Origin of the sequence: Phycobacter sedimenti (assembly GCF_038148855.1) — a bacterium.
GTDB classification, from domain to species: Bacteria; Pseudomonadota; Alphaproteobacteria; order Rhodobacterales; family Rhodobacteraceae; genus Phycobacter; species Phycobacter sedimenti.
In genome coordinates, this window is the sequence record NZ_JBBVGR010000001.1 from 187,482 (window position 1) to 200,708 (window position 13,227).

Sequence of the window (13,227 nt, forward strand, 5' to 3'; positions counted from 1 at the left end):
AAGTAACACAAACTGGCGCAGAGGGACGGACATGCTGACACAAAAGCAATTGGATCTATTGGAATTCATTCACGCCCGGATGCAGAAGGACGGCGTTCCGCCCAGCTTTGATGAGATGAAGACTGCACTGGATCTGCGGTCGAAGTCCGGGATTCACCGGCTGATCACCGCGCTTGAGGAGCGGGGTTTCATCCGTCGCCTGGCTCACCGGGCGCGGGCGATCGAAATCCTGCGTCTTCCTGACTCCCTCGGTGGTCGCGGCCGCGGCCAGTTTGCCCCAAGCGTCATCCCTGGGGGGCTATCGGGCGGGAACACAGGGGCCGCCCAGGGGGCGGACCTTTCTGCACCATCCGTTGCCACTGCGCAGGAATTGCCCCTGATGGGACGCATTGCTGCCGGTGTCCCGATTGAAGCGATCAGTCAGATTTCCAGAAGGATCAGCGTCCCCAGCTCTATGCTGAACGCGAATGGTGCCCACTATGCATTGGAGGTGCGCGGGGACTCCATGATCGATGCCGGGATCAACGACGGCGACATCGTAGTCATCCGCGAAACGGACACCGCAGACGATGGAGACATCGTGGTGGCGCTTGTCGAAGGCCACGAAGCCACGTTGAAAAAGCTCTTTCGCCGCAACAACACCATCGAACTGGAAGCGGCGAACCCGGCCTACCAGACACGCTGCTATCCGGCCGATCAGGTCAAGGTTCAGGGACGGCTGGTTGGGCTTATTCGCAGCTATTAAGGGGCGCCTTAGCCAGGGCACGGCCGGATACTTCCCTGCACCGGATCATCGTTCTCGCGACCGTGGCTGCTGATGCTGTTGTGCGAAACCGGTCAGGAGCCGCGCGTGCGCCCTTGCGGGTTGCGGGCCGTCTGCCGGGTGCATCCTTCTTTCACGGCAATCCCTTCAGGATCAAGGTTTGTGGCAGGTACTCCGAACCCGAATGGAGGGTCCACAGGCGCGTTCCGGCAACCTGCCGAGCAGTGGTGATCCTCCCTTCGGCATCAATGCTCAGACTGCCGGTACTGCGCAAGGTTCCGGGCCCCAACACCAGACATGGGCCGCTGAGGTCGATATCGACGGTCGTCACAACGATGTCTCGGGCGTCACAGTGACCGAGCCGATCTGCCGCGCGCTTCCCGAACGCGTGGACAAGGCGAAAATCTCCCAGCTGAGCATTCGGAAGCATTGAGGCCTTCCTGTGCGTGGTTTCACTGGATGCCTTGCCCGCCCATCTGCCGAAGGCCTGTTTCTGGCTGACGCGATCTCCATCGTTTTCCAACCAGACCCGGGCAGCGAACCCCTGCCCTTTTTCGCGTGACAGGGCACGCCCCTCTGACCCCAAGACTCCGACCAGCCCTCCATCGGGCGCAACAAGAACCAACGGGCGCAGGCTCTGGCTCCACACCGCCAAGGCCAGGGTGATCGGCAAGAGCCCCGCGAACCTGAACCATCCCTGCCAGATCAGCACAAACAGCCCGCCCAACGAGATCAGGGGCAGGACCACCCCACTTGGCTGCACGATCGCGCCCTGAGCTCCGGGTATATCGGAGATGACTGCAGCAACCGCCAATATCCAGCGCAACCCGGAATCAAGCACCGCCAGGGCAAGTCCTTCGAGGCCAAAAGGAAGCAAGACCAGCGACATGACTGCGGCCGGAACCACGACTGCTCCCATTATGGGAACAGACAGAAGGTTGGCCGGCAGCCCGTAGTGGGCCAACGTATTGAAATGCGCCGCGCCAAACGGTGCGGTGGCAAGTCCTGCCACCAGCGAGGACAGGATCAGGGCCGTCACGGGGCGTAGCCAATCTGGCCCGAGGGACAGTCTCCTGTCGCTGATCCATGCAAAAACGCCGACAAGGGCCGCAGTTGCGGCAAAACTCATCTGGAAGCCGGGACTGAGAAGGCTTTCCGGGCGGCGCAGCAACACCAGGGTTGCCGCCACCGCCACCGCACGCAGGGAAATGGCCCGCCGATCCATGAGCACGGCACCAAACATCACCGCCACCATCAGAAATGCGCGCTCGGTTGCGACGTTTCCTCCTGACAAAGCTAGGTATCCCGCTGCCGCCACCAGGGCCACTGCCGCAGCAACCTTCTTGATATTCACCCTCAGGGCAAGTGGCGGCACCAGGCACAGACCAAACCGCAAGGAGCCGAAGACGAACCCCGCTACAAGCCCCATGTGCAACCCGGATATGGCCAGAAGGTGCGCCAGATTGCTGGCCCGCAGATCCTCGAGGGTGGCCTGGCTTACACCACTGCGATCGCCGGTGGTGATGGCAGCGGCAATGGCTCCGACTTCACCTGGAAGACGGTGATGGAGAAACGAGGTAATCTTGCTGCGGATATGTGAAACTCCGCTCTCGGCTACGGCCGGGGCAAGGGTCAGGACTGCGACGCGGGAGTACCCGCTGGCGCCAAGTTGCGCGAACCATGCGTGGCGTCGAAAATCAAAGCCCCCCGGCTCCACCGGCCCCTGAGGTGGCATCAGATGGGCGGTTGTGGCCACCTGTGCGCCAATTTCGGGCAAGTCGCTGTCCGCAAGAACCGAAATCCGCACATGGACAGGCGTTCTTTCGATGGGCACGTTTTTCAAACGCACATCCGCCAGTGTCAGGCGCAAGAGATCCCGGCCAGACCGGTCAATTTCGACAAGACGCCCCTCAACCGGACCATAGTACCGGAAACCCAGAACAGGCGCTTCGACCGCATGACTGCGCAGCCCCGCAACCAGGACTCCGAGACAGGTGATAAGGATGGCCCGCGCAAGCAGTCCAAGGCCATGGGGGAGAAACGCAAACAGCACGGCCGCTCCGCCAAGCATTGCGACACCGCCATATGCAGCGATGCCCGGCTCGACAGGCAGTGCAAAATAGACCCCTATTCCAAGCCCCAGAAACACCGGCCCCCAGGCCAGCAGATGTCCCCTTTGAACCTGTAGCAGCTGGTCGAGGATACGCATCATTCCCATGCTTGCTCCTGACCCTTCGGGTGGGTAGACAGGCTGAAACGCTACTCCTCTTATGGTTTCCAAAAGGTAAATCGCCCCTATGTCCACACCGGTCGTCACCCGTTTCGCCCCCTCGCCCACCGGCTTTTTGCACATCGGCGGCGCGCGTACCGCGCTGTTCAACTGGCTTTATGCCCGGGGGCGCGGCGGACAGTTCCTGCTGCGAATCGAGGATACCGACAGGGAACGCTCCACCCCCGAAGCGACGGCGGCCATTCTTCAGGGGCTGGAATGGCTCGGCCTCGATCACGACGGCGATGTGGTCAGTCAATTCGCCCGCGCGGACCGTCATGCCGAGGTCGCCCATCAGCTGCTGGCCGAGGGCAAGGCGTATAAATGCTTTGCAACACAGGAAGAGATTGCGGCCTTTCGCGACGCGGCTCGGGCCGAGGGCAAATCCACCCTCTATCGCTCGCCCTGGCGCGATGCAGATCCGGCCAGCCATCCGGATGCTCCCTACGTGGTGCGCATCAAGGCACCGCAGGACGGCACCACCGTCATTCACGATGAGGTCCAGGGAGATGTAACCATCCGCAACGACCAGCTGGACGATATGGTCCTTCTCCGCTCGGATGGAACGCCTGTCTACATGCTGGCCGTGGTGGTGGACGATCACGATATGGGAGTGACCCATGTGATCCGGGGTGATGATCACCTCAACAACGCCGCACGCCAGATGACGATCTATCAGGCCATGGGCTGGGATGTACCGGTCTGGGCCCATATTCCTCTGATCCACGGGCCGGACGGCAAGAAGCTGTCCAAACGCCACGGCGCCCTCGGTGCGCAGGAATACCAGGCCATGGGTTATCCGGCAGCTGGTATGCGCAATTACCTGGCCCGCCTTGGCTGGAGCCACGGGGATGATGAGTTTTTCACCGACGCGCAGGCGCGCGACTGGTTTGACCTTGGTGGAATCGGCAAAAGCCCTGCCCGGTTTGACACCAAGAAGCTCGAAAGCCTCTGTGGTCAGCATATCGCCGTTGGCGATGACGCTGCATTGCGGCAGGAAATCGAGGCCTATCTGGCCGCTGCCGGAGAGCCTGCTTTGACTGACGCTCAGTCAAATGATCTTGAACGCGCCATGTACTGCCTCAAGGACCGGGCAAAGACTTTTCCAGAACTCCTTGAAAAGGCCCATTTTATTCTGGCGTCGCGCCCGCTTGAGGCGGATGAGAAAGCCGCAAAGGCGCTCGCATCTGTATCCGACGGTATACTGAAAGAATTGACGCCGCAGTTGCAAAGTGCTAGCTGGACGCGAGACGATCTGGAGGCGCTTCTCAACGCATTTGCGGAAGCACATGATACCAAGTTCGGAAAGCTGGCTGGACCCTTGCGGGCCGCCCTTGCAGGCCGCGCGGTAACGCCTTCGGTGTTCGATATGATGCTTATTCTGGGCCGCGACGAGACACTGGCCCGATTGACCGACGCAGCAGGCTGACCCCAGTCCTTAACCCTTGGGTAAGCCTGTTCCGATACGACCTCACCTGCGCGATGCCTCGCGCGGGTGCTGCCTGCCCAAAGCCCGGATGATTTCCGGGTTTTTGCGCCTGTAACAGGAAGGGACATCTATGACCGATTCAAACAAGACAGCCCAGCTCAGCCTGAATGGCGAAACCTACGAGCTTCCCATTTTCTCTCCGACGGCCGGGCCAGATGTTCTGGATATCCGCAAGCTTTACGCCCAGGCCGGCGTCTTTACTTACGATCCGGGCTTCACCTCGACCGCAAGCTGCGACAGCACCATCACCTTCATCGACGGCGGCAAGGGCGAACTGCTGCACCGCGGTTACCCGATCGACCAGCTGGCCTCGCAGTCGCATTACCTCGAGGTCTGCTACCTGCTGCTGTACGGGGAATTGCCGACCGCAACCCAGTTGGAGGACTTTGAAGCCCGTGTGACCCGTCACACCATGGTGCACGAGCAGATGCACAACTTCTTCCGCGGGTTCCGTCGCGATGCGCACCCGATGGCGACTCTGGTGGGTGTGGTCGGAGCCATGTCGGCCTTCTACCACGACTCCACCGATATTGCGGATCCCTGGCAGCGCGAAGTGGCCTCGATCCGTCTGATCGCCAAGCTGCCGACGATTGCGGCGATGGCCTACAAGTATTCGATCGGCCAGCCCTTCGTTTATCCGCGCAACGACCTGGATTACGCGGCAAACTTCCTGCACATGTGCTTCTCGGTTCCGGCCGAAGAATACCACGTGGACCCGATCCTGGCCCGCGCCATGGACCGCATCTTCATCCTTCATGCGGACCACGAGCAGAACGCCTCGACCTCAACCGTGCGCCTGGCATCCTCTTCGGGCGCGAACCCCTTTGCCTGTATCGCGGCTGGCATCGCATGCCTTTGGGGCCCTGCCCACGGCGGCGCCAACCAGGCCTGCCTGGAGATGCTGAAGGAAATCGGAACCCCGGACCGCATTCCGGAATTCATCGCCCGGGCCAAGGACAAGAACGACCCGTTCCGTCTGATGGGCTTTGGTCACCGCGTCTACAAGAACACTGACCCGCGCGCCAAGGTGCTGAAGCAATCCGCCGACGAAGTGCTGGAACTTCTGGGTGTTGATGACAACCCGCTGTTGCAGGTTGCCAAGGAGCTGGAGCAGACCGCGCTCAACGATCCTTACTTCATCGAGAAGAAACTGTTCCCGAACGTGGACTTCTACTCGGGTATCATCCTTGAGGCGATGGGCTTCCCGACCTCGATGTTCACGCCGATCTTTGCCCTGTCGCGCACGGTCGGCTGGATCTCGCAGTGGAAAGAAATGATTGCAGATCCACAGAACAAGATCGGTCGTCCGCGTCAGCTGTACCTCGGTGAAACAGCACGCGATTACGTCGACATCGAGAACCGCTAAGGCGTTCGAAACATAATGAAAAGGCCCCCCTGGATCCTGTCCGGCGGGGCCTTTTTCTTTGCGCAAATGCCACCATTGATCAGACTGCAGTGATCGCGATGCAGAGCCGCGCGCCCTTTGATGCCTGTATCAGACACAGTAGCATGTTCATCCAACCGACTGTTTCCCAAACAGACGTGATGATAAGGTTTTGTACTACTTAAGTTTTTGACAACCCTGACCAACGCCGATAATTTTCCATAAGTTGTATTTTTTTATTCTGGAAGACCCTCATGATTGCTCTGGCAGCTCTGCTTTCCTTTGGCCTTTTGGCCGGCTTACTGATTGATTCATCTGACGATGATGACCTGGCCTCATCTGAGGACGAAACATCATCGCCGGAGACCGGCGAAACCACCCCGCCCGGCGATCTCATCGAAGGCACCGCAACAAACGACAGGCTGATCGGGACCAATGCGGGTGAAACCCTGGCCGGACGCGGGGGAAATGATGAACTCCGGGGACTGTCGGGAGACGATCGGTTATTCGGCGATGCCGGGAACGACTCCATTCTTGGCGGTTTCGGAGACGACCTTGTATCAGGCGGGGCCGGAAACGATCAGATGACAGGTAGTGAAGGCAACGACACGATCTTTGGTGGCAGCGGCAATGACCTCGTTATTGACGGTCTTGGCAGCGATACCATCAACGGCGGCACCGGTGATGACGTGCTCTGGACCAGTTTCTTTGAAGTGGATCCGGTCGACGGCACAATTCTGTCCGATGGCGATACCGGCGCTGATGTGGTCAATGGTGGCGACGGTGATGATACCGTGCTCTTCGGCCGTGGGGATACGGTTACGGGCGGCAGCGGAGCGGATGAATTTTTCGCGGGTCATTGGCTCGAAACAACCGAAGCGGCCACCATTACCGACTTTGAACAAGGCGAAGACCAGATTGTCTATGGCTATGATCCGGACGACGGCCCGGCCCCGCGGCTGACGGTCGTGGATCGCGCCAATGACGCCGGAGGCAGCGACGCTATTGTATATGCAGACGGGGTCGAAGTCCTGCGCGTGCTCAATCAGGATGGCCAGTTCGATCCGGCCCGCGACATTCGCCTGTTTGCGGACGGCGGCCTTCCGATCTCCTGACTGTTCCGGTCATCGGTTCCAAATTGAAAAAGGCCTTTGCTGGATATCCCGCAAAGGCCTGTCTTCCATGAAAGGCTGGACTGGAAAGCGCCCTTACCGCCCTTCGAACTTGGCGGGGCGCTTTTCCATAAAGGCGGTAACCCCTTCGAGGAAATCGCGGGTTTTGCCGCATTCCCCCTGAAGATGCGCTTCGGCAGACAATTGTTCGGGCAGGCTGTTCTCATAGCTGCCCCGGATCGCGGTCTTGATGGCGCCAAAAGCCTTGGTCGGCCCATTGGCCAGATAGGCCGCACGGGCGCGCCAATGGGCGTCAAACTCCGCATCCGGCACCGCTTCCCAGATCATGCCCCAATCGCTGGCCTGTTTGGCCGTAATCTTGTCGGCAAACAATGCGGCCCCCATCGCCTTGGCCAGCCCCATCTGGCGCGGCAGGAACCAGGTACCGCCCGCATCCGGCATCAGGCCGATCCGGGCAAAAGCCTGCAGGAAATAGGCGCTTTCGGTGGCGATCACCACGTCCGCCGCCAGCGCAAGGTTCGCCCCTGCCCCGGCCACCGGACCGTTGACAGCCGCCATGGTCGGCACCGGACAGTCATACAGCGCCTCCAGCATGGGCGTGTATTCATCGCGCAAGGTCCGCTCCAGATCCAGGCTGCCGGATCCCGAAGCGTCGCTCAAGTCCTGGCCGGAACAGAACGCGCCACCCGCCCCGGTCAGAACCACTGCACGCGCTTCGCCAGCGGCCTGCTTCAGCGCATGGGTGATTTCGGCCCGCATCTGGCCGGTCAGCGCGTTCATCTTGGTCGGGCGATTGAGGGTAACGACCGCAAGACCGTCATCAAGTGAATAGAGGATATCTTTATAGTCCATCAGAAAGCCTCGCCTTTCAGTATCGGGGCACGCAGATCCATGGAAAGGATGCCCGCAGGGATTTGCGTCATGGTGACGCAAAGCGAAGGGCTGGAAAAGACGGACCCGGCGTCACTCATCCATGATTTGTTTGAGGCGCGCCTGCTCGTCCGGGCTAAGGCCCGCTTCTGCCGTACCCGGCGCCCGCGCGCGACCGCGCAGGTAGGCAGCCGCCAAGAAAAGGGCAGCCAACAGCATCAAGGGGCCTGCCGCCCAAAGCAGCCAATTGGCACCGCCGGTCGTCGGACGCAGCAGGACGTATTCGCCATACCGATCCACGACAAAATCGATCACCTCGGTGTCGCTGTCCCCGGCAACCAGCCGTTCACGCACCAGAATGCGCAGATCACGGGCGAGATCGGCATTGGATTCATCGATATTCTCGTTCCGGCACACCAGACAACGCAGATCCTTGGACAGCTCTCGCGCCCGCTCCTCCAGTACCGGATCAGGCAGAACCTCATCCGGCTGAACTGCTAGAGAGGCCCCCGGAACGAGACAGGCAAAACAGACCGCCAGCGCAGCAACCAGGCCTTTGAGATGTGTCATGCCCATCATTCTGCAGGCACCTTTGCAGCCGAGGTCTTCCGCGCGCCTGCGGCAACACGGAAGCGCCGGTCGCTGAGGCTGAGGAAGCCGCCAAGGGCCATCAGGATACATCCGCCCCAGATCCAGTTGGCCAGGGGTTTGATGTAGGTGCGCACGGTCCAGCCGCCATCGTCCTGCTGGTCGCCGATGACCACGTAGATGTCACGCAGGACCTGGTAATCGATGGCGGCTTCGGTGGTGGGCATCTTGGCGACCGGATAGTCGCGTTTTTCCGGGTACAGTACCGCCACATCCGCTCCGTCGCGGAAGACGCTCACTGTGCCCATCGTGGTGAAGTAGTTCGGGCCGCGCGCGCGTTCGACCGAATCCAGCACCAGCTCATACGACCCCACGGTGAATGGCTCTCCGATCTGGGCCACGCGAATGTCCTCTTCCTCCCATGCGGTCAGCCCGGCGATCGCGAACATGGTGATGCCAAGCCCCGCATGAGCCACGGCCTTGCCCCAGTCTGCGCGAGGCAGACGCAAGAGCCGGGCTGCGCGCCCGCCCTGCCCGGTCCGCGACCACAAGTCAGCGGCCGCGCCAAAGACCATCCAGGCACCAAGGAACAACCCCACTGGACCCAGCGCCGAACGACCCGTTTGCATGGCCCAAGCCAGTACCGCCAAGGCAAGTGACAGGATCAGCACATAGCGGAGATACCAGACCGTCTGCCCGATACGCCCCCGTTTCCAGGGCATCATGGCCCCGATTGGCAGAATCGCCCCGAGGATCACCATGAACGGCGTAAAGGCTGCGTTGAAGAACGGCGGACCAACGCTCAGCTTGCGATCAAAGGCCATCTCGGCCACCACGGGCCAGAGCGTGCCAAAGAACACCACAAAGCAGCTCACCGCCAGAAGGATATTGTTGGCCACAAGCGCGCCTTCGCGGCTGACGACCCCAAAGACGCCCTTGGCCTGCATTTCCTGAGCGCGCGCCGCAAACAGCGTCAGCGCGCCACCGGTGAAGAACGCCAGAATCATGAGAATGAAAACGCCCCGTTCGGGATCATTTGCAAAGGCGTGGACCGAGGTCAAAAGACCGGACCGTACGATGAAGGTCCCGATCAGCGAGAAACCGAAGGCAAGGATCGCCAAGAGGATCGTCCAGCTTTTCAGCGCTTCGCGCTTTTCCACCACGATAGCGGAATGCAGGAGCGCGGCCGCCAAAAGCCAGGGCATGAACGAGGCATTCTCGACCGGGTCCCAGAACCAGAAGCCGCCCCAGCCCAGTTCGTAGTACGCCCACCACGAGCCAAGAGCGATGCCGATGGTCAGAAAGATCCATGCTGCCAGCGTCCAGGGGCGCACCCAGCGCCCCCAGGCCGCGTCGATCCGCCCCTCGATCAGGGCCGCAACGGCAAAGGAAAAGGCCATCGAAAGCCCAACATATCCGAGATAAAGGAACGGCGGATGGAAGGCGAGGCCGGGATCCTGCAACAGCGGGTTGAGGTCCTGCCCGTCGAAGGGTGGAACCGCCAGCCGCAGGAACGGATTGGAAGTGAACAGGATGAAGGCAAAAAACGCTACGCCAATGGCAGCCTGAACGGCCAGAACACGCGCTTTCAGGGTTTGCGGCAACCCCCCTCCAAAAACCGAAGCCAAGGCGCCAAAGAGGCTCACGATCAGCACCCAAAGCAGCATGGAGCCTTCATGGTTTCCCCAGGTACCGGAAATCTTGTAGAGCATCGGCTTGGCCGAATGGCTGTTCAGCGTCACAAGCCGCAGCGAAAAGTCGGATGTGACAAAGGCCCAGACCAGCGCCGCGAAGGAAAAGGCGGTAAAGAAGAATTGCGCCTGCGCGGCAGGTTCGGCGACGGCCATCCAGCCGGGCCAGCGTTTATGGGCACCCACCATGGGCACGACCATCTGAACGATGGCGACCATGAAGGCGAGGATGAGGGCGAAGTGACCGAGTTCTGTAATCATGCAGGAGTTATAATCCGTCCCCGAGGCCGCGCCAATGGCATTCGGCGCGTCCAGCCGCCGCAGCCCACGATTTCGTGATCAGCTTTCAGATTGTGCAGAAACCTGCTGTCGCTCGCTTGCGCGCCAGGCGCTGAGGGCGGCATTTTCTGCCTCTGCAAGACGGGTGGCAGGCCCGGTTTGCGGCCTGTCGTCTTCCGTCAGGCCGCGCCTTTTTCCTGTGACCTCAGGCACCAAGGCCAGCATCTGCGTCAGGCTGCGCTGAAAGTCCTGGCTTTTGGCCTGATGCCGCGCACCGAAGTAAAAGGAAACGATCACACCCAAAAGCCACCAGAGCGGCTCTGGCACCAACAGAAGCCCCTCCATGCGCAGCGCAAACCAGACCGGATCCACCATTGCTGAGGACAGAAGCAAGAGCGTGGCAAAGGCGAGCATGGGGCGCGGCAGCCGATTGAGCCCGTCGATGACCGTGTCGAAGGTGCTCCGCTCGGCCCTTGCGAATTCTGCCGCGAATTGATCCAGAGCCGCCTTGCGATCCTGGTGTGCACGCTCGGCCCCGGCCTCAGCGTTTTCGCGGAACACTTCAACCGTTTCACGCAAAACGTTGCGATCAAGCCCAATGAGCGCATCAAACAAAGCCTTGATCATCAGATCACCCTTCCCATCCGGCCACCCGCGCCCGAAACGCGGCCGCATCCATGTGATATTTCTTAGAAACGAACTCTTCGGCCCGGCGGATCCAGCCGCCTTTGTGGCCCGCCCGCGTGCGGGCATATTTGCGGCTGGCAGGCCGCCGATCAGCCAGATCAAAATAGTAGCTGCGCCTTGCGATTCCGTAAGCATCCCTGAGGCTTACAGCATCGACCCGAGCCGCCCGATGAGCCGCCGACGCAGTCTGCGGTCCCACCACGCCATCCACAGCCACATCAAAGCCCATCTGCACCAGCAGACGCTGCAGGATGCGGATCGCGTTGCCGCCGGCATTGACATACATGTCAAAAACGCTGGCCTGCAGGACCGCGGGCAATCGTCCCAATCCGGGACGGTCAAAATACTCTTTCATGAACAGGCCTATCGCCTGCTCGCGGCTCAGCGCCTTGACGTCCCTGATGTCCACCTGCCCGTCTCCCGTAAGATCCAGACCAAGACGTCGCAGGGTGTGGATGGTCACCCCATGGTTGGTCGCGCCGCCGGGATCGTGGGGATCATTCACATAGCCGCCCTCACGGCGCACAATCTCCTCGGCGATGTTTCTGACCGTCATGGGAACGCCTGCTTTCTGGTGAGCCTCAATGATGGCAAAGACTCACTGACCATGTCTTTTCGCGCCGCGCGGGACCATGGCAACACGGCAGTCTTGGGTTGTTTCTGCCGCCCCTCGTCTGATAGGCGGGTTCATCAAAACAGCCCAAGGCAACGATATGACGCAGAACTCAATCAAGGTGGTCGACCGGGCAACGGGAAAGACCTTCGACGAGGTGATCCTTGGCGAGAAATGGATTCGCTGGGCCTATCAGGATGCCGGCTCCAGCCTGCTTGAACGGGTTCTGTTTCGCTCTTCTCTTGTCAGCCGCCTGTTCGGCGCCTGGTTCGACTCGCCGCTGTCGCGCGGCAAGATCGCTTCGGTGATTGACGAGCTGTCCATCGACATGAAAGAAGCCCGCGATCCCGTTGAAAGCTTTGCGTGTTTCAACGACTTTTTTGTTCGCCACCTGAAACCTGAAGCGCGCCCCTTTGACGAGGACCCGCACCAGATCGTCTCGCCTGCGGACGGGCGGGTCCTGGTGTTTCCCAAGCTGGACGAGGATGTCTTTGTCCCCGTCAAAGGCCATCCGATGTCGATCCGCACCATGCTGCCAGGCCTCTATGAGCGGTTTCTGGGCGGCGCACTGGCCATCATGCGCCTGTGCCCTGCCGATTATCACCGCTATCACTTCCCAACTGCAGGCCGGATCGTCGAAAGCCATGACATTCCCGGAGCGCTCCATTCGGTGAACCCAATCGCCCTGGGCGCGGGCCCCGATGTCTTTGGCGCCAACAAACGCAGCCTGACTCTGATCGAAACCGAAACCGCAGGCACAATGTGTTTCGTCGAAGTGGGCGCATTTGGCGTTGGCTCCATCGTCAACACGACGACCGCCGGAACCGTCACCAAGATGCAGGAAAAGGGTTACTTCAAGTTTGGTGGATCGACCGTCGTCGTTGTCTTCGAACCCGGCAAGATCCGCTTTTCCGATGACCTGATTTCCAACAGTGACAAAGGGTTGGAAACTCTTGTTAAGGTTGGCCAACCCCTTGCAACGGCCCTGTAGGCGCTATTTCTCAGGTGGGATCGAATAGGTCATGGTAGAGCGCGCCACCATCTTGTCCGACCCGTCCGAGAACATGTGCACATCCCCCACCGCCAGTGAGCGCCCAAGCTTCAGCAAGGTTCCCCTGGCGATCAGATCAACGCCCGCCTCTGGCTTGCGCATGAAATCAAGCGAGCAGTTGGTCGTGACCGCCAGCGCCTTGCGCCCGAGCCGAGACAGAACAAGCCCATAGACGGTCACATCCGCCAGCGCAAACATCGACGGGCCAGAGACGGTGCCGCCGGGTCGCAGATGCCGCTCGGCCGTCAGCAGGCGCATTGTGATCCCGGCCTCGGTCAGCTCATCAATTGCAAAATCGTCCGCAACCTGTGGAAATATCTCCGACATGTAGGCGGACAGCCCCGCCGCATCAAAAGCCAATCCCATGCTTTTCCTTCTCCCTTGTCCACCATAGAGTTGCCCCAAACAGG

Annotated in this window: 12 protein-coding genes; 5 read left to right on the forward strand and 7 right to left on the reverse strand. The window is 60.5% G+C overall.

The window, feature by feature from the left end:
* The first annotated feature begins 31 nt into the window (after positions 1-31).
* Positions 32-745 carry a transcriptional repressor LexA gene (gene lexA, locus AADA15_RS00900; RefSeq protein ID WP_341639659.1) on the forward strand — a complete coding sequence of 238 codons (714 nt, stop codon included), beginning with the start codon at positions 32-34 and terminating at the stop codon, positions 743-745.
* A 151-nt stretch (positions 746-896) separates the two neighbouring features.
* Here lexA and AADA15_RS00905 read toward each other — a convergent pair whose 3' ends face one another.
* Complete coding sequence (locus AADA15_RS00905) at positions 897-2,981, reverse strand: ComEC/Rec2 family competence protein (protein ID WP_341639660.1); 2,085 nt, start codon at positions 2,979-2,981, stop codon at positions 897-899.
* A 79-nt stretch (positions 2,982-3,060) separates the two neighbouring features.
* On the opposite strand from AADA15_RS00905, the gene gltX reads away from it, so the two are divergent.
* From gltX to AADA15_RS00920, 3 genes are all read left to right on the forward strand, one after another.
* Positions 3,061-4,461 (forward strand): glutamate--tRNA ligase, encoded by a 1,401-nt coding sequence (gene gltX / locus AADA15_RS00910; RefSeq protein WP_341639661.1) that lies wholly within the window; start codon positions 3,061-3,063, stop codon positions 4,459-4,461.
* 130 nt (positions 4,462-4,591) lie between these two features.
* Positions 4,592-5,887 carry a citrate synthase gene (locus AADA15_RS00915; protein ID WP_341639662.1) on the forward strand — a complete coding sequence of 432 codons (1,296 nt, stop codon included), beginning with the start codon at positions 4,592-4,594 and terminating at the stop codon, positions 5,885-5,887.
* A gap of 272 nt (positions 5,888-6,159) precedes the next feature.
* Complete coding sequence (locus AADA15_RS00920) at positions 6,160-7,020, forward strand: calcium-binding protein (protein ID WP_341639663.1); 861 nt, start codon at positions 6,160-6,162, stop codon at positions 7,018-7,020.
* 93 nt (positions 7,021-7,113) lie between these two features.
* On the opposite strand, the gene AADA15_RS00925 is transcribed toward AADA15_RS00920, so the two are convergent.
* The 5 genes from AADA15_RS00925 to AADA15_RS00945 form a co-directional block, all read right to left on the reverse strand.
* Positions 7,114-7,890, reverse strand: a complete 777-nt coding sequence (locus tag AADA15_RS00925) for an enoyl-CoA hydratase-related protein (RefSeq protein ID WP_341639664.1) — start codon at positions 7,888-7,890, stop codon at positions 7,114-7,116.
* 111 nt (positions 7,891-8,001) lie between these two features.
* Positions 8,002-8,478, reverse strand: coding sequence for a cytochrome c-type biogenesis protein (locus tag AADA15_RS00930; protein ID WP_341639665.1), 477 nt, complete (start codon positions 8,476-8,478; stop codon positions 8,002-8,004).
* A 5-nt stretch (positions 8,479-8,483) separates the two neighbouring features.
* Positions 8,484-10,448, reverse strand: coding sequence for a heme lyase CcmF/NrfE family subunit (locus AADA15_RS00935; RefSeq protein ID WP_341639666.1), 1,965 nt, complete (start codon positions 10,446-10,448; stop codon positions 8,484-8,486).
* Positions 10,449-10,526: 78 nt separating this feature from the next.
* Complete coding sequence (locus AADA15_RS00940) at positions 10,527-11,093, reverse strand: holin family protein (protein ID WP_341639667.1); 567 nt, start codon at positions 11,091-11,093, stop codon at positions 10,527-10,529.
* Between the two features lie 4 nt (positions 11,094-11,097).
* A complete protein-coding gene (locus tag AADA15_RS00945; RefSeq protein ID WP_341639668.1) occupies positions 11,098-11,709 on the reverse strand; it encodes a holin-associated N-acetylmuramidase in 612 nt (203 codons plus the stop codon).
* 157 nt (positions 11,710-11,866) lie between these two features.
* Between AADA15_RS00945 and asd the strand changes: the two genes are divergently transcribed.
* Positions 11,867-12,757, forward strand: coding sequence for an archaetidylserine decarboxylase (asd, locus tag AADA15_RS00950; protein WP_341639669.1), 891 nt, complete (start codon positions 11,867-11,869; stop codon positions 12,755-12,757).
* A 3-nt stretch (positions 12,758-12,760) separates the two neighbouring features.
* Here asd and AADA15_RS00955 read toward each other — a convergent pair whose 3' ends face one another.
* On the reverse strand, positions 12,761-13,183 hold the full coding sequence (locus AADA15_RS00955) for a PaaI family thioesterase (RefSeq protein ID WP_341639670.1): 423 nt from the start codon (positions 13,181-13,183) through the stop codon (positions 12,761-12,763).
* Positions 13,184-13,227 lie beyond the last annotated feature (44 nt).

Bases quoted from the DNA above. Each gene is read 5' to 3' on its own strand.
- AADA15_RS00915 (WP_341639662.1), top strand. From the start codon at position 4,592: ATGACCGATTCAAACAAGACAGCCCAGCTCAGCCTGAATGGCGAAACC.
- AADA15_RS00935 (WP_341639666.1), bottom strand. From the start codon at position 10,448: ATGATTACAGAACTCGGTCACTTCGCCCTCATCCTCGCCTTCATGGTC.
- AADA15_RS00930 (WP_341639665.1), bottom strand. From the start codon at position 8,478: ATGACACATCTCAAAGGCCTGGTTGCTGCGCTGGCGGTCTGTTTTGCC.
- AADA15_RS00905 (WP_341639660.1), bottom strand. From the start codon at position 2,981: ATGGGAATGATGCGTATCCTCGACCAGCTGCTACAGGTTCAAAGGGGA.
- AADA15_RS00945 (WP_341639668.1), bottom strand. From the start codon at position 11,709: ATGACGGTCAGAAACATCGCCGAGGAGATTGTGCGCCGTGAGGGCGGC.
- gltX (WP_341639661.1), top strand. From the start codon at position 3,061: ATGTCCACACCGGTCGTCACCCGTTTCGCCCCCTCGCCCACCGGCTTT.
- AADA15_RS00925 (WP_341639664.1), bottom strand. From the start codon at position 7,890: ATGGACTATAAAGATATCCTCTATTCACTTGATGACGGTCTTGCGGTC.
- lexA (WP_341639659.1), top strand. From the start codon at position 32: ATGCTGACACAAAAGCAATTGGATCTATTGGAATTCATTCACGCCCGG.
- asd (WP_341639669.1), top strand. From the start codon at position 11,867: ATGACGCAGAACTCAATCAAGGTGGTCGACCGGGCAACGGGAAAGACC.
- AADA15_RS00920 (WP_341639663.1), top strand. From the start codon at position 6,160: ATGATTGCTCTGGCAGCTCTGCTTTCCTTTGGCCTTTTGGCCGGCTTA.
- AADA15_RS00955 (WP_341639670.1), bottom strand. From the start codon at position 13,183: ATGGGATTGGCTTTTGATGCGGCGGGGCTGTCCGCCTACATGTCGGAG.
- AADA15_RS00940 (WP_341639667.1), bottom strand. From the start codon at position 11,093: ATGATCAAGGCTTTGTTTGATGCGCTCATTGGGCTTGATCGCAACGTT.